This window comes from Azohydromonas sp. (assembly GCF_035325925.1).
GTDB lineage: Bacteria > Pseudomonadota > Gammaproteobacteria > Burkholderiales > Burkholderiaceae_C > Calidifontimicrobium.
On record NZ_DAOKZA010000010.1, the window covers coordinates 72,822 to 92,927 of the forward strand.

19 protein-coding genes are annotated in these 20,106 nt (G+C 73.2%); 5 read left to right on the forward strand and 14 right to left on the reverse strand.

Translation table 11 applies throughout. The features are described 5' to 3' along the window. Position 1: 1 nt before the first annotated feature. From lptB to argS, 5 genes are all read right to left on the reverse strand, one after another. Positions 2-787: an LPS export ABC transporter ATP-binding protein gene (gene lptB, locus PKC53_RS05740; RefSeq protein WP_324427217.1), complete on the reverse strand. Its 786-nt coding sequence runs from the start codon at positions 785-787 to the stop codon at positions 2-4. Further along, the gene (lptA, locus tag PKC53_RS05745; protein WP_324427219.1) at positions 784-1,344 is read right to left on the reverse strand and encodes a lipopolysaccharide transport periplasmic protein LptA; all 561 of its coding nucleotides are present in this window, start codon (positions 1,342-1,344) and stop codon (positions 784-786) included. The genes lptB and lptA overlap by 4 nt, the downstream gene beginning before the upstream one ends. Positions 1,345-1,449: 105 nt before the next feature. After that, positions 1,450-2,094, reverse strand: a complete 645-nt coding sequence (locus PKC53_RS05750) for a thiol:disulfide interchange protein DsbA/DsbL (protein WP_324427221.1) — start codon at positions 2,092-2,094, stop codon at positions 1,450-1,452. A gap of 104 nt (positions 2,095-2,198) precedes the next feature. Further along, entirely contained in the window at positions 2,199-2,822 is a 624-nt protein-coding gene (locus PKC53_RS05755; protein WP_324427223.1) for an SPOR domain-containing protein, read from the reverse strand. After that, positions 2,819-4,537, reverse strand: a complete 1,719-nt coding sequence (gene argS, locus PKC53_RS05760; protein ID WP_324427225.1) for an arginine--tRNA ligase — start codon at positions 4,535-4,537, stop codon at positions 2,819-2,821. The genes PKC53_RS05755 and argS overlap by 4 nt, the downstream gene beginning before the upstream one ends. A 165-nt stretch (positions 4,538-4,702) precedes the next feature. On the opposite strand from argS, the gene PKC53_RS05765 reads away from it, so the two are divergent. Together PKC53_RS05765 and PKC53_RS05770 are read left to right on the forward strand one after the other, a co-directional pair. Continuing rightward, entirely contained in the window at positions 4,703-6,067 is a 1,365-nt protein-coding gene (locus PKC53_RS05765) for a serine/threonine-protein kinase (RefSeq protein WP_324427227.1), read from the forward strand. An 81-nt stretch (positions 6,068-6,148) separates the two neighbouring features. Then, on the forward strand, positions 6,149-6,430 hold the full coding sequence (locus PKC53_RS05770; protein WP_324427229.1) for a PsiF family protein: 282 nt from the start codon (positions 6,149-6,151) through the stop codon (positions 6,428-6,430). Between the two features lie 27 nt (positions 6,431-6,457). On the opposite strand, the gene PKC53_RS05775 is transcribed toward PKC53_RS05770, so the two are convergent. Together PKC53_RS05775 and PKC53_RS05780 are read right to left on the reverse strand one after the other, a co-directional pair. Then, a complete protein-coding gene (locus tag PKC53_RS05775) occupies positions 6,458-7,378 on the reverse strand; it encodes a LysR family transcriptional regulator (protein WP_324427231.1) in 921 nt (306 codons plus the stop codon). Positions 7,379-7,409: 31 nt separating this feature from the next. Next, complete coding sequence (locus PKC53_RS05780; protein ID WP_324427233.1) at positions 7,410-9,329, reverse strand: patatin-like phospholipase family protein; 1,920 nt, start codon at positions 9,327-9,329, stop codon at positions 7,410-7,412. A 190-nt stretch (positions 9,330-9,519) separates the two neighbouring features. Between PKC53_RS05780 and PKC53_RS05785 the strand changes: the two genes are divergently transcribed. Both PKC53_RS05785 and PKC53_RS05790 read left to right on the forward strand, forming a co-directional pair. After that, the gene (locus tag PKC53_RS05785; RefSeq protein WP_324427235.1) at positions 9,520-10,206 is read left to right on the forward strand and encodes a haloacid dehalogenase type II; all 687 of its coding nucleotides are present in this window, start codon (positions 9,520-9,522) and stop codon (positions 10,204-10,206) included. 43 nt (positions 10,207-10,249) lie between these two features. Beyond that, entirely contained in the window at positions 10,250-12,460 is a 2,211-nt protein-coding gene (locus tag PKC53_RS05790; protein ID WP_324427237.1) for a malate synthase G, read from the forward strand. 97 nt (positions 12,461-12,557) lie between these two features. Here PKC53_RS05790 and PKC53_RS05795 read toward each other — a convergent pair whose 3' ends face one another. The 5 genes from PKC53_RS05795 to PKC53_RS05815 all read right to left on the reverse strand — a co-directional run bounded on the left by PKC53_RS05795 (position 12,558) and on the right by PKC53_RS05815 (position 16,101). Continuing rightward, the gene (locus PKC53_RS05795) at positions 12,558-12,968 is read right to left on the reverse strand and encodes an HIT family protein (RefSeq protein WP_324427239.1); all 411 of its coding nucleotides are present in this window, start codon (positions 12,966-12,968) and stop codon (positions 12,558-12,560) included. A gap of 36 nt (positions 12,969-13,004) precedes the next feature. Then, positions 13,005-13,568 carry a DUF2062 domain-containing protein gene (locus tag PKC53_RS05800; protein ID WP_324427241.1) on the reverse strand — a complete coding sequence of 188 codons (564 nt, stop codon included), beginning with the start codon at positions 13,566-13,568 and terminating at the stop codon, positions 13,005-13,007. Next, entirely contained in the window at positions 13,565-15,184 is a 1,620-nt protein-coding gene (locus PKC53_RS05805; RefSeq protein ID WP_324427243.1) for a Na/Pi symporter, read from the reverse strand. The genes PKC53_RS05800 and PKC53_RS05805 overlap by 4 nt, the downstream gene beginning before the upstream one ends. Positions 15,185-15,287: 103 nt before the next feature. After that, on the reverse strand, positions 15,288-15,668 hold the full coding sequence (locus tag PKC53_RS05810) for a hypothetical protein (RefSeq protein WP_324427245.1): 381 nt from the start codon (positions 15,666-15,668) through the stop codon (positions 15,288-15,290). Between the two features lie 46 nt (positions 15,669-15,714). Next, the gene (locus tag PKC53_RS05815) at positions 15,715-16,101 is read right to left on the reverse strand and encodes a TraR/DksA C4-type zinc finger protein (protein ID WP_324427247.1); all 387 of its coding nucleotides are present in this window, start codon (positions 16,099-16,101) and stop codon (positions 15,715-15,717) included. Positions 16,102-16,229: 128 nt separating this feature from the next. On the opposite strand from PKC53_RS05815, the gene PKC53_RS05820 reads away from it, so the two are divergent. Beyond that, a complete protein-coding gene (locus PKC53_RS05820; protein WP_324427249.1) occupies positions 16,230-17,465 on the forward strand; it encodes a geranylgeranyl reductase family protein in 1,236 nt (411 codons plus the stop codon). Positions 17,466-17,541: 76 nt separating this feature from the next. On the opposite strand, the gene PKC53_RS05825 is transcribed toward PKC53_RS05820, so the two are convergent. Next, on the reverse strand, positions 17,542-19,221 hold the full coding sequence (locus tag PKC53_RS05825) for a long-chain-fatty-acid--CoA ligase (RefSeq protein ID WP_324427268.1): 1,680 nt from the start codon (positions 19,219-19,221) through the stop codon (positions 17,542-17,544). A 116-nt stretch (positions 19,222-19,337) separates the two neighbouring features. After that, positions 19,338-20,063 (reverse strand): hypothetical protein, encoded by a 726-nt coding sequence (locus PKC53_RS05830; RefSeq protein WP_324427251.1) that lies wholly within the window; start codon positions 20,061-20,063, stop codon positions 19,338-19,340. Between the last annotated feature and the right edge of the window lie 43 nt (positions 20,064-20,106).

The following is a 20,106-nucleotide window of genomic DNA, read 5'->3' on the forward strand; positions in this document are numbered from 1 at the left end:
CCTACATGCGGAAGTGCTCGCCGAGGTACACCTTGCGAACGTCGGGGTCGTCGACGATGTCCGCCGGGGTGCCTTCGGCGAGCACCTGCCCGTCGCTGATGATGTAGGCGCGGTCGCAGATGCCCAGCGTCTCGCGCACGTTGTGGTCGGTGATCAGCACGCCGATGCCGCGTGCCTTCAGGAAGCCGATGATGCGCTGGATCTCGATCACCGCGATCGGGTCGACGCCGGCGAACGGCTCGTCGAGCAGGATGAAGCGCGGCTGCGTGGCCAGCGCGCGCGCGATCTCGACGCGCCGGCGCTCGCCGCCCGACAGCGCCGGCGCGGGGCTGGCGCGCAGCTTGTCGATGCTCAGGTCGAGCAGCAGGTCCTCGAGCTGGCGCTCGATCTCGGCCGGCCGCAGCGGCCGGCCGTCGGCGCCGCGCTGCAGCTCGAGCACGGCGCGGATGTTCTCCTCGACCGTGAGCTTGCGGAAGATCGACGCCTCCTGCGGCAGGTAGCTCAGCCCCAGGCGCGAGCGCTCGTGGATCGGGCGGTGGTGCACCGGCTCGCCGTCGATCAGGATCTCGCCGGCGTCGGCGCGCACCAGCCCGACGACCATGTAGAAGATCGTCGTCTTGCCCGCGCCGTTGGGCCCGAGTAGGCCGACCACCTCGCCGGCGCTGACCGCCAGCGCGACGTCCCTGACGACCACGCGCGCGCCGTAGCGCTTGTGCAGACCCTGGGCCTCGAGTCGGCTGACCGCCGTCGACGCCAGCGTCGACGCGGCGTCGAGCGGCGCCTTCAACGCGGCGTCCCCGCCGGCGGCGCCGAGGCCGCCGCCTCGCGCGGGGTCAGCACCGCGCGCACGCGCCCGCCGCCGTCGCCGCCGACGCTGAACACCTCGTTGACGTTGTCGTAGGTGATCAGGTCCCCGCTCACCTCGTCGGCCGGCGTACTGCCGCGCAGTCGCCGCAGCGTCGCGTTGCCGCGCAGCCGCACCGTGTCGGCACGGCTGTCGTACTCGATGCGCTCGGCACGGCCGTCGATGAACTCGTCGAGGCCGTCGCGCTTCTGGCGGAACGTCGCCGGTTGCCCTGGCTGCCCGGTCGCGACGGCGCTGCGCCAGCCCTCCGGGGTCTCGCGCACCTCGACGCGCTCGGCGGTGATGCGCATCGTGCCCTGCGTGATGACGACCTTGCCGTTGAAGACGACCACCTGCCGGGCCAGGTCGACCGTGCTCTGCTTGTCGGCCTCGATGGTCAGCGGCAGGCTGCGGTCGCCGCGCTCGGCCCGCACCTGCGCCGGCGCCGCGGCGAACAGCAGGGCCAGCAGCGACAGGGCGGCAAGAGGTGCGATCGGCATGGCGGCACAGAACTTGCAGAGCATTCTAGCCATGCCGCTGCGCCGCACCGCGGCGGCGCGCAGAAAAATGTCACGCCGGCATCGCGCCGATGCACGGCGCCGGCGTCAGCCGCCGCGGCGCACGGTCTGCACGAGGAAGTCGGTCACCTGCAGCGAACGCTCGTTGCTGCCGGCCAGGCTGCCCGAGGTGAAGAAGCGTCCGTGCACGCCCATCGACGGCGTGCCGTCGATCTTGTAGGCCTCGGCCAGCGCCTTGGCCTGGCGCGCCTTGGTCGACACGCCGAACGAGCGCAGCGCGTCGACGAACTTGTCGCGGTCCAGCCCCTGCTCGGCGGCGAACGCGGCGATGTCGGACTCCTTGTCGAGGCGGCGGCGCTGCACGTGCATCGCGGCGAACACACGCCGGTGCAGCTTGTCGACCTCACCCAGCGCCTCGAGCGCATAGAACAGCCTGGCGTGCGTCTCGTGCATCGCGCTGAAGCCCACCGGCACGCGGCGGAACGCCACGTCGCCGGGCAGGCGCGCCGACCAGGTCTCGACCGCCGGCTGGAACGCGTTGCAGTGCGGGCAGCCGTACCAGAAGAACTCGAGCACGTCGATCTTGCCCGGTGTCGAGGTCGGCGCCGGTTGCGCCAGGCGGATGTAGTCGCGGCCTTCGACGAACGGCGCCTGCTGCGCCAGCGAGTGGCCCGCGAACGGCAGCGCGACGCCGGCGGCGGCGAGTTGCAGGGAGAAGCGGCGGCGGTTCATCGGCAGAGTCCTTCGTTGCACGGCCGCCGCGGTGTCGCGCGACGGCCCGGAGGTTCAAGGGCAGGGTACGGCGGCCACGCCGGACCCCGGTCGGCATACATGCTTCAACGCTCGACGCGCACCAGCGCTGACTCGACCGCGTTGCTCTTCAGCCGTTCCTGCGCGGCGTCGGCCTGGTCCTTCAGCTCGAACGGGCCCAGGCGCACGCGGTAGACGGTGCGCCCGGCCTGCTGGCGCTCGCTGATGCGCGCGGCGAATCCGAGCATTGCCAGGCGCGCGCGCTGCTGTTCGGCATCCTCGGAGCGAGAGTAAGCGCCAACCTGCACGAAATAGCGGAAGGCGTCGGTGCCCGGCACGGTGGCCGGCGCGGCCGGCGACGGCGCCACCCCCGCGAGGATCGCCGCCGGATCGCGCGTGCGTGGGGCGGCCGGCGCGCTCGCGGACGTCACCGGGGCGGCGGACCGCGGAGGCGCTTCCGGGGACGGCTGCGATGCCGGCGCCTCGGCACGCTGCGCCGGTTTTCCGGCCAGCGGGCCGTTGGGATCCCAGCGCTTGAGCCGTTCGGCCTCGGCGGCGTCGATCTCGCTGCTGCGCTGCGGCACCTTGTCGACGAAGGGCACCGGCACCTTGGTCACGTACAGCGCCACCGCCAGCGCCAGCGCCAGGCCGACCAGCAGCCCGACGACCATCCCGAGCACGAAGCCGCCGCGCTGCGTCGAGGCCGTCATGCCGCCTCCGTGACCACGTCTTCGGCGCGCGCCATCGCCTCGGGCGCCGATACCCCGAGCAGCGCCAGCGCGTTGCGCAGCACCTGCCGCACCGCGGCCAGCAGCGCGACGCGCGCGCGCGCCAGCTCGCCGTCGTCGACGAGGAATCGCTCGGCGGCGTAGTAGGCGTGGAACGCCGCGGCGAGGTCGCGCAGGAAGAACGCGACGTCGTGCGGCGCCAGCTCGGCGGCGGCACGCTCGAGCATCGCCGGGTAGTCGGCGAGCTTGAGCATCAGCGCGGCCTCGGTCGGCGCGGTCAGTCGGGACAGGTCGGCGCCAGGCAGCGTCGACTCGTCGCCGCCGTGCTGCTGCACCCACTGCGCGATCACCGAGCAGATGCGTGCATGCGCGTACTGCACGTAGAACACCGGGTTCTCGTCGTTGCGCTTGAGCGCGAGGTCGACGTCGAACACGAACTCGGTGTCGGCCTTGCGGCTGATCAGGAAGAAGCGCACGGCGTCGCGGCTGGTCCAGTCGATCAGGTCGCGCAGCGTCACGTAGCTGCCGGCGCGCTTGGAGATCTTCACCTCCTGGCCGCCGCGCATCACGGTGACCATCTTGTGCAGCACGTAGTCGGGGTAGCCGGCGGGGATGCCGGCGCCGGCGGCCTGCAGCCCGGCGCGCACCCGCGCGATCGTGCCGTGGTGGTCGCTGCCCTGGATGTTGACCGCCTTCGTGAAGCCGCGCTCGAACTTGGCGATGTGGTAGGCGACGTCGGGCACGAAGTAGGTGTAGCTGCCGTCGGACTTGCGCATCACGCGGTCCTTGTCGTCGCCGTACTCGGTGCTGCGCAGCCACAGCGCGCCGCCGTCCTCGAAGGTCTTGCCGGCGGCGACCAGGCGCTGCACCGTGGCGTCGACGCGGCCGTCGGCGTACAGGCTCGACTCGAGGTAGTAGTGGTCGAAGCGCACGCCGAAGGCCTTCAGGTCCAGGTCCTGCTCGTGGCGCAGGTAGGCCACGGCGAACTGGCGGATGCCGTCGAGGTCGTCGGGGTCGCCGCTGGCGCTGAAGGCGCGGTCGTCGGCGCGCACCGTCTTGCGCGCCGCGAAGTCGAGCGCGATGTCGGCGATGTAGTCGCCGTTGTACGCCGCCTCGGGCCAGCCGGCGTCGCCGGGCTTCAGCCCGCGCAGCCGCGCCTGCACCGACAGCGCGAGGTTGCCGATCTGCACGCCGGCGTCGTTGTAATAGAACTCGCGCGTGACCTGCCAGCCCTGCGTGGCCAGCAGGTGGCAGATCGAGTCGCCGAGCGCCGCCTGCCGGCCGTGGCCGACGTGCAGCGGACCGGTGGGGTTCGCGGAGACGAACTCGACGAGCACGCGCCGCCCGTCGCACGCGCGTCGCCCGAACGCATCGCCGGCGGCGAGCACCTCGCCGACCACCGACTGGCGCGCCGCGTCGGTCAGCCGCAGGTTGACGAAGCCGGGTCCGGCGATCTCGATGCCGGCCACCCAACGCTGCACCGCCGGCTGCCGCCGCAGCGCGTCGACCAGCGCCTGCGCGAGCTCGCGCGGGTTCTTCTTCAGCACTCGCGCCAACGCCATCGCCGCGGTGATCGCGAGGTCGCCGTGCGCTGCCTGCCGCGGCAGCTCGAAGGCCAGTGCCACCGGCGGCTCGGTGCCGAGTTCGGCGACGGCCTGACGCAGCGCCGCGAGCAGCTCGGTCTTGGCTTGGATCATGCAAGCGATTCTACGGGCGCCCCCTGCGCGCGATCCCGCGTCCGCGGGTGCGTCGCCCGACGCGCCGATCAGCGCGCCGAACGCGGCGTTGTTCGGCCCACCGCAGCGCACCGGCGGCGGCGACGATGCGCGCAGCGCGGCGGTGACCGCCGCGTGCTGCCGCCCATGTCGACCGTCGCCTTCCCGCCTGCCGACCACCCGTTCGTCACCGACCCGGCGCTGCCGCCGCGCATCGGCAAGTACCGCGTGCTCAAGCGGCTCGGCGAGGGCGCGACCAGCGAGGTGTACCTCGCGCACGACGACTTCCACGACCGGCCGGTGGCGATCAAGCAGGTGCGCCCGCCCGCCGGGCACGACGCTCACGAGCCGCAGATCTACCAGCGCTTCTTCGCCGCCGAGGCGGCGCTCGTGGGCCGGCTGCAGCACCCCAACGTGGTGCAGCTGTACGACGCGGTGGACGACCCGCAGTCACCGTACCTGGTGATGGAGTACGTCGACGGCGTCACGCTGCGCCGCTTCTGCCGTCCCGACGCGCTGCTGTCGCTCGAGCAGATCGTCGAGATCGGCTTCAAGTGCGCGATGGCGCTGGGCTACATGGCGCGCCAGGGGCTGATCCACCGCGACGTCAAACCGGCCAACCTGCTCGCCGTCGTCGAACACGACCACGTCGTCGACGTCAAGGTCACCGACTTCGGCAGCGTGCTCAACCTGGGGTCGGAGCGCACGCAGATCTTCCGCGTCGGCTCGCTGGCCTACATCTCGCCCGAGCAGCTCGACGGCGCCGAGGTCGACGCGCGCGCCGACATCTACTCGCTCGCCGCGGTGCTGTACCACCTGATCGCCGGGCGCGCGCCGTTCGACGCGCCGACGCAGGCGGCGATGATGGGCCAGATCTTCACCGCCGAGCCGACGCCGCTGACCGAGCTGCGCGCCAACGTGCCGGCGTCGCTCGACGCGCTGGTGCGCGGCGCGCTGGCCAAGCGGCCAGGGCAGCGGCCGGCCGACTGGGACACGTTCGCGCAGGCGCTGTCGGGCCTGATCGCGCGGCGCGAGATCCCGCGCGGACGGCTGCAGGGCGTGCTTGACTCGGAGCGCTTCAACATGCTGCGCGGGCTCGAGTTCTTCGCCGGCTTCGGCGACGTCGAGCTGTGGGAGGTGGTGCACCGCGCGAAGTGGCAGCGTCTGAAGGCCGGTCACGCGCTGTACCGCAAGGGCGAGCAGGGACAGACCTTCCACATCATCGCGCAGGGCGAGATCGAGGTCTGGCGCGACGGCACGAAGGTCGCGTCGCTGGGCCGCGGCACCTCGGTCGGCGAGATGGCCTACCTCGCGCCGAGCGAGGAACTGCGCACGCACCGCGCCGACGTCACCGTCACGCATTCGTGCGTGACGGTGTCGTTCACGCCGCACACCTACATGCAGCTCTCGCTGGGCACGCGCCACCTGTTCGACCAGGCCTTCATCGGCGTGCTGGTGCGCCGGCTGCACGCGGCGCACGAGGCGCTGCACCACCCGCGGCGCATCCTCTGACCGGCCGGTGCGTTTGCGCGCCGCGACCGGCTCTGCTCCAATCGCGCCGGCGCCGACACCGCGCCGCAGGAGGAGACCGAGATGCATTGCCCCGTCTGGCTGGCCGCCGCGCTGCTGGCCGCCGCGACCCTGGCCCACGCCGACGACAAGAGGCCGCTGACCGAGCAGCAAAGCCGCATGGCCACGTGCAACCGCGATGCCGGCGACCTGAAGGGCGACGAGCGGCGCGCCTTCATGTCGCAGTGCCTGTCGGGCAAGGCGAAGATGACGCCGCAGCAGCGCATGACCCACTGCAACCGCGAGGCCGGCGATCGCAAGGGCGACGAGCGCCGCCGCTTCATCGGCGACTGCCTGAAGCAGTGAGGCCGCGATGCACCCGGGCCGCGCGCGTCAGCCCGGCGGCGGGTCGCCCTTCCAGTACGCGGCGTCGCCGTAGGTGTGCTTGAGGAAGTCGATCCACAGCCTCACGCGCAGCGGCAGGTGCTTGCGCTGCGGGAACACCGCGTAGATGCCGTTCGGCGGCGCGGCGAAATCGTCGAGCACGCTGACGAGCACGCCCGCGGCGATCTCCTGCTCGACCTCCCAGGTGCTGCGCCACGCGATGCCCATGCCCTGCAGGCACCAGTCGTGCAGCACCTGGCCGTCGCTGCAGTCGAGCCGGCCGCTGGAGCGCAGGTGCGTGACCTGGCCATCGATCGTGAACGCCCAGCCGCGCGTCTGGCTGGCGTCGGAAGACAGCGTCAGGCACTCGTGGCGGTGCAGGTCGCCCGGGTGCTGCGGCGCGCCGGCGCGCTGCAGGTACGCCGGCGCGGCCACGCACAGCCGCCGGTTGTCGGCCAGCCGCACGCTGACCAGGCTCGAGTCGGGCAGGTCGCCGACGCGCACCGCGCAGTCGACGCCCTCGTTGACGATGTCGACGACGCGGTCGCTGAGGTTCAGCGACAGGCTCACGTCGGGGTGCTGCGCGAGGAATCGGGGCACCAGCGGCGCGACGTGGCGGCGCCCGAACCCGGCCGGCGCGGTGACGCGCAGGTGGCCGCTGGCCTTGACGCCGCCGGCGCTGACGCTGGCCTCGGCGTTGGCCAGGTCGGCGAGGAGGCGCTGGCAGTCCTCGAGGAACGCGCTGCCCTCGTGGGTCAGCGTGATGCGCCGCGTCGTGCGCACGAGCAGCTTGACGCCCAGGCGCTCCTCGAGCGCGTCGATGCGCCGGCCGATCACCGCCGGGGCGACCCCCTCGGCGTGCGCCGCGGCGGTCAGGCTGCCCTTGGTCGCGACGCCGACGAACGACTCGATCTGTTTCAGGCGGTCCATCGGGCGAGAATACGCGCACCGACAGTTCTGATCAACCCGAATCGAAGCTGGATAAGTGAAGTTCAGGTTCTGAATCGGACACCGGCTTCGCCACCGCCGCTCGGGACGGCGCCGGCGTCGACGCCGGCGGCAGCGCGTCGAGCACCGCGCAGGCGTGGCGGTAACCCTGCTCGGCGATGCGCTCGAAGCGGTGCCAGTCGAGCAGGCCGACGCGGTCCAGCCGGGGGTTGAAGCACAGGTCGGCCAGCGTCTGCGCGTGGCGCTGGCGCGAGGTGCTGCACAGGATGGTGACGCGACGCAGGTACGCCGCCAGCGTCGGCACGCGCGCGTGCCGCTGCCGCGCACGCGGGCGCAGGCGGTCGCGCAGCAGCGCCCAGACCCCCGGCAGTTCGTCGCCGTCGAGCCGGCACTCGTCGCGGCGGTCGAGATCGACGCCGATCACGCGCCCGACGCCGCGCATGCCCTGCATCACGTCGACCGGGAAGTTGTTGAAGGTGCCGCCGTCGCACAGCAGGTCGCCGTCGGCGACCACCGGCGGCAGCGCGCCGGGGATCGCGATGCTCGCCAGCAGCGCGCGCACCAGGTTGCCGCGGCGCAGCACCTGCTCGCGCGCCCGCGAGACGTTGGTCGCGACGCTGTAGTGGTTCTTCCACAGGTCCTCGACGTCGGCGTCAAAGCCCAGCAGATCCTCGATTGCGCTGGCCAGCGTGGCGCGCAGCCGGCGGCCGCGGAACAGCGAGATCAACGGCAGCCAGCTGACGTCGCCGGTCGGGCTGCGCGCGAAGGCGCGCCGCACGTTGGCCTCGATCGCGTCGAGCGGCCGGTCCGACGCGACGTAGGTCGCCATCACCGCGCCGATGCTAGTGCCGCCGACCACGTCGACCTCGACGCCGCGCTCGCGCAGCGCCCGGTACACGCCCAGGTGCGCGAAGCCGCGCGCACCGCCGCCGGCCAGCACCAGGCCGACGGCGGTGCGGCTCTGCAGCCGCGCCAGCCGCGCCATGTCGCGCTGCAGCGCCGGACGCACGTGCACGTGGTCGGCCACCGGCCGGCGGTCGAGCCAGGCACGCGTGCCGCGCGGCGACTGCCGCGTCGCCGGGTGCAGCAGCACCAGTACTTCACGCCGGCCTGCGGCGTGCGTCGATGCGAGCAGACACTCCTGCTCGGTGGCGTGCAGGCGCGGCGGTTGGTCGGCGTCGGCGAGCAGCAGGATCTCGTCGGCGTGGCGGCAGCAGCGTCGGGTCCACGGGGTCGGTGCAGGATCGCCGAGCAGCAGCACGAAATCGTGCGCGGCCTCGATGTCGTCGAGCCGCAGCGCGATGCGGCGCTGCAACAGCGCGTCGCCGTCGCTGCGCGCCGCACCGCGCTGGCCGAGGTCGGCGTCGATGCGGCCCGGCCCGACCACCGCGACGCGCCCGAACGTGCGCAGCGCCGACGCCAGCCGGCGCGCAAAGGCCTCGTCGTCGACGCCGTCGCTGATCGGCAGCAGCGCCATCGTCACCGGCCGATCGGCGCCCGGGCGGCGCGGCTGCAGCCGCGCGACCGCACGACGGCCCAGCGCCAGCGCCAGCCGGGGGTGGTCGGCCAGCAGCGCGAACCAGTCGTCGCGGTCGAGCCGCGCGAGCACGGCGTCGCGCAGCGCGGTGACGGTGGCCGACCGCGGCACGCCGCCGATCAGGCTGAGCTCGCCGACCACGTCGCCGCGCGCCAGGTCGCCGACCGGGCGCGGCGGCGCGCCGTCGTCGGCGGCTTCGGCGCGCAGCCGACCGCTGAGCACCAGGTACATCGCGTCGCCGGGCTCGCCCTGGCGCATCAGCGTCTGACCGCCGGCGACCTCGACCCAACGCAGCCGCTCGCGCAGTGCCGGTGCAGCCGCAGCCGCCTCGGCGCCGAGCAGGGCGTCGAGGTGGCGCGCGATCAGCGCGTCGGGCGGTGGCGGCAGCGCGGTCATGGGTGGGTCGGCGGGTCGGCCTCGACCGGCCCGTGGCGGGTTTTCGTCACCTGCCGCGCCGGGCACAGGGCACAACCCCACGGAAAGCGTGTCGCCGTCAGGGTCGGATCGCGATTCCACCGTTCAGCACAAAGATGACCGCAGGAATCGCCACTCAATGCGCGTCGAGGTTCGCAATAAAGTCTTATACATGAGTGCCCCGGCCACCCCGCGCGCCGTGCTGTTCGACGCCTACGGCACGCTGTTCGACGTCTACAGCGTCTCGCTGCTGGCCGAGCAGTTGTTCCCCGGCCACGGCCAGGCGCTGGCCACGCTGTGGCGCGACAAGCAGATCGAATACACCCGACTGGTGTCGATGGGCGGGCGATACAAGCCGTTCTGGACGTTGACGCTGGCCGGGTTGCGCTTCGCCGCGCAGCGGCTCGCGCTGCCGCTGGACGCAGCCGCCGAGGACCGGCTGATGAACCAGTACCGGCACCTCAGCGCCTTCCCGGAGAACCTCGAGGTGCTGCAGGCGTTGCGCGCGCGCGGCGTGCGTGCCGGCGTCCTGTCCAACGGCGACCCGCAGATGCTCGCGGTGGCGGTGAAGAGCGCCGGCTTCGCCGACCTGCTCGACCCGGTGCTGTCGGTGCACGAGACGCGTCGCTACAAGACCGATCCGGCGTGTTACGCGCTCGGGCCGCAGGCGCTGGACCTGCCGGCGCGGCAGATCCTGTTCGTCTCGAGCAACGGCTGGGACGCGATCGGCGCCACCTGGTACGGTTACACCACGCTGTGGGTCAATCGCGCCGGGCTGCCGCTCGAGCAGCTCGACACCGCGCCGACGCGCACCGGCACCAGCCTGCGCGACGTGCTCGCCTTCTTCGCGCCGCGCTGACCCGCCGGCGCCCCGACACCCGTCCCCCACCCCAGGAGGCCCCATGACCGAACGCATCATCCGCCACCGCCTGCAGGTGGCCACGCCGCTGGCGCGCTTCATCGACGACGAGGTGCTGCCCGGCACCGGCGTCGACCCGGCCGCGTTCTGGGCCGGGTTCGACGCGATCGCGCACGACCTGGCGCCGAAGAACCGCGCGCTGCTCGCCGAGCGCGACCGGTTGCAGGCCGCGCTCGACGACTGGCACCGCGCCCACCCCGGGCCGGTCGCCGACCTGGCCGCGTACCGCGGATTCCTGACCGACATCGGCTATCTCGTCGCGGTGCCGGCGCAGGTCGCCTCGACCACCGCGAACGTCGACGCCGAGCTGGCCCGGCAGGCCGGCCCGCAACTGGTGGTGCCGATCACGAACGCGCGCTACGCGCTCAACGCCGCCAATGCGCGCTGGGGCTCGCTGTACGACGCGCTGTACGGCACCGACGCGATCCCCGAGACCGACGGCGCCCACAGGGGCGGCGGCTACAACCCGGTGCGCGGCGCCAGGGTGATCGACTTCGCGCGCGGCGTGCTCGACCAGGCGGCGGCGCTGGCCACCGGGTCGCATCGCGACGCCACCGGCTACCGCGTCGAAGGCGGCCAGCTGGCGGTGACGCTGAAGGACGGCACCGTCACCGCGCTGGCCGACCCCGCGAAGTTCGTCGGCTGGCAGGGCGACGCCGCGGCGCCGTCGTCGGTGCTGCTGCGCCACCACGGGCTGCACCTGGACGTCCGCATCGACCGCCACCACCCGATCGGCAGGACCGACGCCGCCGGCGTCGCCGACGTCGTGCTCGAGGCCGCGGTGTCGACCATCCTCGACCTCGAGGACTCGGTGGCCGTGGTCGACGGCGACGACAAGGTGCTCGCGTACCGCAACTGGCTCGGCATCCTGCGCGGCACGCTGACCGAGGAGGTCGCCAAGGGCGGCACGACGTTCACCCGCCGCCTCGAGCCCGACCGGGTCTACACCGGCGCCGACGGCCGGCCACTGACGCTGCACGGCCGCTCGCTGCTGTTCGTGCGCAACGTCGGCCACCTGATGACCAACCCGGCGATCCTGCTCGGCGACGGCAGCGAGATTCCCGAAGGCATCCTCGACGCGGTCGTGACGACCGCGATCGCGCTGCACGACCTCAAGCGCCTGGGCACGCCGGGGCTGCACAACACGCGCACCGGCAGCGTCTACATCGTCAAGCCGAAGATGCACGGCCCCGCCGAGGTGGCGTTCGCCGGCGAGCTGTTCGCCCGCGTCGAGGCGCTGCTGGGCCTGAGCGAGCACACCGTCAAGCTCGGCATCATGGACGAGGAGCGGCGCACCAGCGTCAACCTGAAAGCGTGCATCGCCGCCGCGGCGGCGCGCGTGGCCTTCATCAACACCGGCTTCCTCGACCGCACCGGCGACGAGATGCACACCGCGATGCAGGCCGGCCCGATGATCCGCAAGGGCGCGATGAAGGCCAGCGCGTGGATCCAGGCCTACGAGCGCAGCAACGTGCTGGTGGGCCTCGAGTGCGGGCTGCGCGGGCGCGCGCAGATCGGCAAGGGCATGTGGGCGATGCCCGACCTGATGGCCGCGATGCTCGAGCAGAAGGTCGCCCACCCGAAGGCCGGCGCCAACACCGCCTGGGTGCCGAGCCCGACCGCCGCCACGCTGCACGCGCTGCACTACCACCAGGTCGACGTCGCCGCCGTGCAGCAGGCACTGGAGGCGCAGGCCGCCGCGCTCGACGCCAGCGGCGAACGCGCGAGGTTGCTCGACGCGCTGCTGACGATCCCCGTGTCGCCCGACCGGCCGTGGAGCGCCGAGGAGATCCAGCAGGAGCTCGACAACAACGCGCAGGGCATCCTCGGCTACGTCGTGCGCTGGGTCGACCAGGGTGTGGGCTGCTCGAAGGTGCCCGACATCCACGACGTCGGCCTGATGGAGGACCGCGCGACGCTGCGCATCTCGAGCCAGCACATCTGCAACTGGCTGCACCACGGCGTCGTGACGCCCGAGCAAGTGCACGCGACGTTGCGCCGCATGGCCGCGATCGTCGACGCGCAGAACGCCGGCGACCCGCTGTACCGGCCGATGGCCGGGCACTGGGACGACAGCTTCGCCTACCGCGCCGCGCTCGACCTGGTGTTCAAGGGCAAGGAGCAGCCCAGCGGCTACACCGAGCCGCTGCTGCACGCCTGGCGGCTGAAGGTCAAGGCGGCGCGCCCGTCCTGACCGCGGCGCCGCGGGCCGAGCGCCGCGGCGCCCGGCCTCGCGAAGTTCGGCCCCTTCGTGCCGTCCGAGCCCGCCGGCGGGCTCGCAGCCGCGGCGCTCAGCCCAGGTGCGGCGCCAGCGTCGCGGCCAGTTCGCGCAGCCGCCCGATGCCCGGCTCGCGGCGCGGCCAGACCAGCCCGACGCCGTCGTCGTCGTGCCGCGGCAGCACGTGCAGGTGCAGGTGCGGCACGGTCTGCCAGCCGGCCGGCCGGTTGGCCTGCAGCACGGTCACGCCGGCCGGCGCGAACGCGGCCTGCACCGCGATCGCGACCCGACGCGCGACGCGCATCAGCGCCTCGGCCTCGGCCTCGGTCGCGTCCATCAGCGTCTCGCACGGCCGCCGGGTCGCGACGATCACGTGGCCGTCGTTGACCTGGCCGGCGTCCATGAAGGCGAACACCAGGTCGTCCTCGTGGACCTTGGCGCAGGGCAGCTCGCCGGCGAGCAGGCGTTCGAACACGGTGGGCATCGCGGTCCTCGGACGGGTCGGTTGGTGTCGACGATTCTAGGAACGTGGCAAGCCGCGGCGGCGCAGCCGCCGGCGACGCTGCCAGACGATCTTCAGCGCCAGCAGCCAGTTGGCGATCAGGTAGGTGGCCAGCCCGACCGCGCTGGCCATCATCGCCATGCCCAGCAGCAGCGGCTTGCCCAGCGCGGTCACCCGCTCCCAGGCCACCGCGAGCCAGCCGCGCCCGTTGTCCGGCAGCGGCGCCGGCTCGGTGACGGGCGGCGCCTGCGTCTCACCCACCGGCTCGCCGAGGATCGCCTTGCCCAGCCGCCACGCGGCGTAGTACAGCGGACCGTAGGTGGCCGGATTGCTGATCAGCGTGCTCGCCGCGGCGGTGGGCACGTTGGCGCGCAGCAGCACCGCGGCGCCGACCGACAACGGGATCTGCGCGATCGGGATCAGCAGCCCGAAGAACACGCCGATGGCCATGCCCAGCGCGATGCCGCGCCGGCTCATGTGCCACAGCCGCGGGTGGTGCAGCGCCGGGCCGATCCAGCGCAGCCAGCGGTTGCGGCGCAGCGCCTCGGGCGACGGCACCCAACGCTTGAACATGGGGATCATGCGGCAGCAGGTCCTTCGGCGGCGATCTCGGCGTCCAGGCGCGCCGCCTTGGCCGCCTGCTCCAGCGCGCGGCGCAGCCCGCTGGCCGCGCGCAACTGCTGGTCCATCGCCGCCATCGGCATCCGGCCGTCGGCCCCGCAGGCCAGCAGCGCGGACTTCAGCGCCTGGTAGCGCTGCTCGACGGCGTCGAGCTGACCATCGATCCGCGCCGCCGCCGGCGGTTCCGTCGGAGCGTCGATCGCGTCGAGCAGCGCCTGCGCCTCGCGCCGGAACGCCGCGTGCACCGCGGCGACCTCGTCGGGCAGCGCGCTGGCCGCAGCCAACGCGCCGGCCTCGGCCGCCGCCGTAGCGGCCGACGCATGGTAGCGCTCGACGCGCAGCACGCGCGCCAGCCGCGGCCCGCCCGCGCTGGCCATCGGCTGGTCGTGCAGCCGCTCGACGAAGCGCGCGGCGGCTGCGGCCAGCGCCTCGAGCAGCGCGCGCTCGCGCGCCAGCACCGCCGTCGGCGCGGCGTCGAGCGCGTGGCGCACCATGCGGCGCGCGATCGTGCCCTGGCGCTGCACCTCCTGGCGCAGCGCGTCGAGCGCCAGCGCCGGCACCTGCAGCACGTTGTCGTCGAGGTGGCGCGGCCGCGCCTCGTCCTCCTCGATGGTGCGGAAGCGCCGCAGCAGCCAGCGCGTCAGCGCACCGGCCAGCGGCCACATCAGCAGCACGCCCAGCACGTTGAACACGGTGTGGAACAGCGCCAGCGCGGCCGCCGGGTCGCGCGTCATGCCCAGCGCCTCGCGCGCCGCGCCGATCGCCGTCACCAGCCACGGCAGCAGCGCCAGCGCGACGACACCGGTGAGCAGGTTGAACAGCACGTGCGCCGCGGCGGCGCGCTTGGCGTTGGGCGTCGCGCCGACCGCCGCCAGCAGCGCGGTCAGCGTGGTGCCGATGTTCGCGCCGATGACCACCGCCGCGGCGTCCTGCACGTCGATCAGCCCGCTCTGCGCCGCCGCCAGCGCCAGCGTCATCGACGCCGCCGACGCCTGCATCACGACCGTCAGCCCGGCGCCGATGCCCACCAGCGCGAGCACGCCCAGCAGGCCCTCGCCCGAAGGCAGCACCACGCCTTCGGCCAGCCCGCCGAACGACTGCTGCAGCAGCCCGATGCCGAGGAACAGCGCGCCGAAACCGGCCACGGCCTGCCCGGCCGCGGCGACGCCGGGGCGACGGCCGAACACGCGCACCAGCGCGCCGACGCCGACCAGCGGCAGCGCGAAGGCCTCGACATCGACGCGCAGGCCGACCAGCGCGACGATCCAGCCGGTGACCGTGGTGCCGACGTTGCTGCCGAACAGCACCCACAAGGCCTGCGACAGGCTCAGCAGGCCGGCGTTGACGAAGCCGATCGCGGCCATCGTGACCGCGGTCGACGACTGCACCGCCGCGGTGATCAGCACGCCCGACGCGAGCCCGTGCACGCGCGTGCGCGTCGAACGCGCGAGCACCTGCTCGAGCGCCGGCCCGGCGGCGAGCTTCAGGCCGTCGGTCATCAGGCTCATGCCGAGCAGGAACAACCCGACGCCGCCCAGCAGCGGCCCGAGTGCCGCGAGCGCCTGCGTCCAACTCATGCGCGCAGTATCGGCCGCGCCGCGGCGCCAGTCCGGGCGCGCCACGCGGCAACCGTGACGCCGTGCGCAGCCGCCGACGGCCCCGCCGGGCCCGGCGCCGGGTTCAGGTCGGCGTCGGCGTGCCGCTCATGCGGTCGTACTTCAGGAAGTACTGCCGCGCCAGCGCCACCAGCTGACCGTCGCTCGGGTGGTCGACGGTCTCGTAGCCGACGATGTGCTTGGCCGTCTGCGGCCGGTGCTTCTCGACGTAGTGGCGGAAGTCGGCCAGCGCGGTGCGCGAGCCGGCCACCAGCACCTCGGCGATGCCTTCGAGCGCGGTGCAGACCTCGCCGAAGAACTCGTGCTCGCTGCGCACCTGGCTGCGGTGATAGGCCGTCGGGTGGTGGTGCGCCTTGAGCTTTTGCGCCTCGACGTGGTCGGGGTCGAACTGCAGCACCTGCGCTTGCTCGTGATCGATGCGCAGGACGGCGTGGAACAGGCTCATGTCGGTCCTTCTCGGAGGTCTGGAAACGATGTCCCGCAGGCGCGGCTCACGGCATGCGCAGCGCGGCGCCGCGCTCGTGCGCCGAGGCGCAGTCGACGCAGCGCAGCGCCCAGGGCTCGGCGCGCAGCCGGTCGAACGGGATGTCGGTGCCGCAGTCGGCGCAGGTGCCGTAGTCGCCGCGCTCGAGGCGCTGCTGCGCCGCGACCACCGCGTCGAGTTCGCGCCGCTCGTGGTCGGTCAGCGCCGCGGCGATCTCGCGTTCGGGCAGGCGCTGCGGCGCGTCGTCGCCGTCCTGCGTCAGCACGTCGTGCGCGCGGTCGGCACGGCTTTGCCCGTGCAGGTGCTCGGCGAGTTGCTGCTCCAGCGCGCGCCGGCGCAGCGCCAGCTCGCTCTCGAGCTGCGCGCGTTGGCCGGCGGTCAGGGAAATGCTCATCGGAAACCGCTCCTTCTCGTTGCGTCACATGTTCGCAGCGCCCCATTGTCGACGCATTGACCTTGCTCAAGCCGCCGGCCGCCCCCGGGAGCCCTCCCTACAATCGGCCGCCCTGTCGACACCCGCCGATGACCGACGCCGCCCCGCCTGCCACCTGCGACGTGCTGGTGGTCGGCGCCGGGCCCGCGGGCAGCGCCTGCGCGCAGGCGCTGGCGGCCAGCGGCGTCGACGTGGTGCTCGTCGACCAGCACCGCTTCCCGCGCGACAAGGTCTGCGGCGACGGGCTGATCCCCGACGCGCACGCGGCGCTGCAGCGCCTGGGCGTGCACGACGAGGTGATGGCCCGCGCGCGGCGCGTGCGCCATGTCGGCTGCGTCGGGCCGGGCGGCGGGCGTGTCGACGTGCCTGGCCAGCTGGCCGTGCTGCCGCGCCTGGTGCTCGATCACATCCTGGTGCACGCCGCCATGCGCGCCGGCGCGACGCTGGCCACGCCGTGGCGCTTCGACGCGCCGCTGGTCGACGGCGAACGCGTCGTCGGCGCACGGCTGCGCGGCGCCGGCGGCGTGCGCGAGGTGCACGCGCCGTGGGTGGTGCTCGCCACCGGCGCGGTGCCGCAGGCGCTGCTCGCCGCGCAGGTCTGCCGGCGGCGCACGCCCAGCGCGGTGGCGCTGCGCGGCTACGTGAAGCACGACGGCATGGTCGGGCGCATCGACGCGCTCGAGGTGGTGTGGCACCGCCGGCTGGCACGCGGCTACGGCTGGATCTTTCCGGGGCCCGGCGGCGTGTTCAACGTCGGCGTCGGGCTGACGCACAGCCACGCCGCCGGTGCCGACGGCCGCTCGACGATGGCCGACGTCAACCTGCGCGAGATGTTCGCCGCGTTCGCCGAGGTCCACACCCCCGCCGGCGAGTTGCTGGCCGGCGGCGCGCTGCAAGGCGACCTGAAGGGCGCGCCGCTGCGCTGCTCGCTCGACGGCGCCGCGTGGAGCCGCCCCGGCCTGCTGGTCACCGGCGAGGCCGCGGGCAGCACCTACGCGTTCACGGGCGAGGGCATCGGCAAGGCGATGGAGACCGCGCTGCTGGCGGCGCAGGCGCTGCTCGCGCAGCGCCGCGAGCCGCTCGACGACGCGGCCACGCGCGCCACGTACGAACGCTCGCTGCGCGCGCTCAAGCCGCGCTTCGAGATGTACGAGCGCGCCAACCGCGTCAACCACCACCCCTGGCTGGCCGACCTGGTGATCTGGCGCGCGAAGCGCACGCCGGCACTGGTGCGCCGGATGGCCGGCGTGCTCGACGAAACCGCCAACCCCGGGCACCTGGTGTCGGCGCGCGGCATCGCCAAGCTGCTGCTGCCGATGCGTTGAACCGGTCGGCGCGGCCGGTGCCCGCGGCGGGCCTCGCGGCCACGTCGCGGCGCGTCGAAGGCGCTGCGGGGTGGCCCTACTTGCGCAGCTCGCGCCGCAGGATCTTGCCGACGTTGCTCTTCGGCAGGTCGTCGCGGAACTCGATGTACTTCGGCCGCTTGTACGCGGTGAAGTTGTCGCGGCAGTAGCGCGCCACGTCGTCCTCGGACAGCGTCGGGTCGCGCTTGACGACGAACAGCTTGACCGCCTCGCCCGACTTCTCGTCGGGCACGCCCACCGCGGCGCACTCGAGCACGCCGGGCATCAGGCCGACCACCTGCTCGATCTCGTTCGGGTAGACGTTGAAGCCCGACACCAGGATCATGTCCTTCTTGCGGTCGACGATGCGGATGTAGCCGCGCTCGTCCATCACGCCGACGTCGCCGCTCTTGAAGTAGCCGTCGGGCGTCATGACCCTGGCCGTCTCGTCGGGGCGGTTCCAGTAGCCGGCCATCACCTGCGGGCCGCGGATGCAGATCTCGCCGGGCGTGCCGAACGGCAGGTCGCGGCCCTCGTCGTCGCGGATCGCGATGTCGGTCGACGGCACCGGCAGCCCGATGGTGCCGGTGAACTCGCGCTTGTCGAGGCGGTTGCTGGTGGCCACCGGCGAGGTCTCGCTCAGCCCGTAGCCCTCGACCACCGGGCAGCCGGTGACCTTGAGCCACTTCTCGGCGGTGGCCTGCTGCACCGCCATGCCGCCGCCGTTGGAGACGACGAGCTCGCTGAAGTCCAGCCGCGCGAAGTCGGGGTCGTTGGCCAGCGCGTTGAACAGCGTGTTCACCGCCGGGAACATGTTGATCCTGTACTTGGCGAGCGTCTTCACCAGCCCCGGCAGGTCGCGCGGATTGGGAATCAGCACGTTCATCGAGCCGAAGCGTGCGCCCATGAAGTAGCAGATCGTCAGCGCGAAGATGTGGTACAGGGGCAGCGCGCACACCACCGTCAGCTGCTTGTGGCCGACGGTGTCGAGCACGGGCCTGAACCAGGCCTCGGTCTGCACGATGTTGGCCACCACGTTGCGGTGCGTCAGCGTCGCCCCCTTGGACACGCCGGTGGTGCCGCCCGTGTACTGCAGGAACGCGACGTCGTCGGGGGCGGCGTCGGCGCGCCGCAGCGACATGCGCGTGCCTTCGGCCACCGCCATGTTGAAGCGCTTGACGGTGCGCCCGTCGTGCATCGGCAGGCGGAACTCGGGCACCATCTTCTTCAGGTGGCGCACCGCGAAGTTGATGAAGTTGCCCCGCCAGAAGCCGAGCAGGTCACCCATCGCGCACAGCACCACGTGGCGCACCGGCGTGTGCTCGATCACCTCCTCGAGCGTGGCGGCGAAGTTCTCGAGCACGACGATCGCCTGCGCGCCCGAGTCCTCGAGCTGGTGCTCGAGCTCGCGCGGCGTGTACAGCGGGTTGACGTTGACCACCGCGTAGCCGGCGCGCAGCACCGCGGCGATCGCCACCATGTACTGCGGCAGGTTGGGCATCATCAGCGCGACGCGCGCGCCGCGCTCGAGGCCGAGCGACTGCAGGTACGCGCCCAGCGCCTGCGACAGGTCGTCGAGGTCGCGGTAGCGCAGCCGCACGTCCATGCACGCGGCCGCGTCGCGGCTGCCGTACTGGCGGAACGACTGCTCGAGCACGTCGACGAGCGTCGTGCGCGGGTCGATCTCGACCTCGGCCGGCACGCCCGGCGGGTAGCTCTTCAGCCACGGCCGGGGGATGGACGACGCGGCGGCGCTGCGCGGTTCGAGCACGGCTTGCACGGGGGTGGACTCCAGTGGATGCGGTGGGGGCGAAGGCGGAGCTTCGCATGCTCGCCGCCCGGGCGCGGGGGGCGCTACGGTAGTTGCCCCAGCGCCGGGCCGGCTGTCGCGACGGCGACACCGTCGGCGGCGAACAGCCGCTCGGCGAGCTCGGTCTCGCGGTGCACGATGGTCGCCAGGAAGGCCTGCGCGCCGTGCATCGCGCGAAAGGTGTCGAACCCCGACTCGAGGAAGCGCTGCAGCGCGTCGAGCCCGGCCAGCCGCGCGGGCCCGCGCATCATGCGCAGGCTGTGGCGCAGCAGCGGGTTGCGCGTGTAGGCGTCGAGGTCGAGCCCGACGCGGTGTGTCAGCTCGATCTGCGCGCGGCGCTCGGCCGGGCGGCCGGTGGCCTGCCACAGCTCGGCGTAGACGCGGCCGTCGAGCGAGCGCGCGCCGAGCCGGCGCGCCATCGCCGTGTCAAGCTCCTCCGACAGCGCGTGCAGCGCCGCGAGGTGGCGCACCGTGTCGACCACCTCGCGCGGGAACAGCCGCACCATCGCCGGCACGATGCGCGCGAACTGCGCGTCGCGCCGCGTGAAGTCGTGCGGGCCGTACAGCTCCTGCAGGAAGAAGCCGGCGGCGTTGCGGTAGCGCGGGTCGGCCAGCAGGTCGGCGTAGGTGGTCTCGAAGCGCCGCTGCTGGTAGGCCTTCAGGCGGTGCACCGCGTCGGCGAGCGCCGGGTCAGCGGCGCGCGCGCGGCGCTCGGCGTCGACGCGCTTCAAGTCGGCGAGGATGACTTCGGACGCGGATCGGCTGGACATCGGCGGAACCCCGCCCGCTAGTCGCGGGCCTCTACGGGCACGA

What these genes read in the sequence shown, in the direction of transcription:
- lptA (WP_324427219.1), bottom strand. Translation starts at nt 1,344, where the DNA reads ATGCCGATCGCACCTCTTGCCGCCCTGTCGCTGCTGGCCCTGCTGTTC.
- PKC53_RS05750 (WP_324427221.1), bottom strand. Translation starts at nt 2,094, where the DNA reads ATGAACCGCCGCCGCTTCTCCCTGCAACTCGCCGCCGCCGGCGTCGCG.
- PKC53_RS05755 (WP_324427223.1), bottom strand. Translation starts at nt 2,822, where the DNA reads ATGACGGCCTCGACGCAGCGCGGCGGCTTCGTGCTCGGGATGGTCGTC.
- argS (WP_324427225.1), bottom strand. Translation starts at nt 4,537, where the DNA reads ATGATCCAAGCCAAGACCGAGCTGCTCGCGGCGCTGCGTCAGGCCGTC.
- PKC53_RS05765 (WP_324427227.1), top strand. Translation starts at nt 4,703, where the DNA reads ATGTCGACCGTCGCCTTCCCGCCTGCCGACCACCCGTTCGTCACCGAC.
- PKC53_RS05770 (WP_324427229.1), top strand. Translation starts at nt 6,149, where the DNA reads ATGCATTGCCCCGTCTGGCTGGCCGCCGCGCTGCTGGCCGCCGCGACC.
- PKC53_RS05775 (WP_324427231.1), bottom strand. Translation starts at nt 7,378, where the DNA reads ATGGACCGCCTGAAACAGATCGAGTCGTTCGTCGGCGTCGCGACCAAG.
- PKC53_RS05780 (WP_324427233.1), bottom strand. Translation starts at nt 9,329, where the DNA reads ATGACCGCGCTGCCGCCACCGCCCGACGCGCTGATCGCGCGCCACCTC.
- PKC53_RS05785 (WP_324427235.1), top strand. Translation starts at nt 9,520, where the DNA reads ATGAGTGCCCCGGCCACCCCGCGCGCCGTGCTGTTCGACGCCTACGGC.
- PKC53_RS05790 (WP_324427237.1), top strand. Translation starts at nt 10,250, where the DNA reads ATGACCGAACGCATCATCCGCCACCGCCTGCAGGTGGCCACGCCGCTG.
- PKC53_RS05795 (WP_324427239.1), bottom strand. Translation starts at nt 12,968, where the DNA reads ATGCCCACCGTGTTCGAACGCCTGCTCGCCGGCGAGCTGCCCTGCGCC.
- PKC53_RS05800 (WP_324427241.1), bottom strand. Translation starts at nt 13,568, where the DNA reads ATGATCCCCATGTTCAAGCGTTGGGTGCCGTCGCCCGAGGCGCTGCGC.
- PKC53_RS05805 (WP_324427243.1), bottom strand. Translation starts at nt 15,184, where the DNA reads ATGAGTTGGACGCAGGCGCTCGCGGCACTCGGGCCGCTGCTGGGCGGC.
- PKC53_RS05810 (WP_324427245.1), bottom strand. Translation starts at nt 15,668, where the DNA reads ATGAGCCTGTTCCACGCCGTCCTGCGCATCGATCACGAGCAAGCGCAG.
- PKC53_RS05815 (WP_324427247.1), bottom strand. Translation starts at nt 16,101, where the DNA reads ATGAGCATTTCCCTGACCGCCGGCCAACGCGCGCAGCTCGAGAGCGAG.
- PKC53_RS05820 (WP_324427249.1), top strand. Translation starts at nt 16,230, where the DNA reads ATGACCGACGCCGCCCCGCCTGCCACCTGCGACGTGCTGGTGGTCGGC.
- PKC53_RS05830 (WP_324427251.1), bottom strand. Translation starts at nt 20,063, where the DNA reads ATGTCCAGCCGATCCGCGTCCGAAGTCATCCTCGCCGACTTGAAGCGC.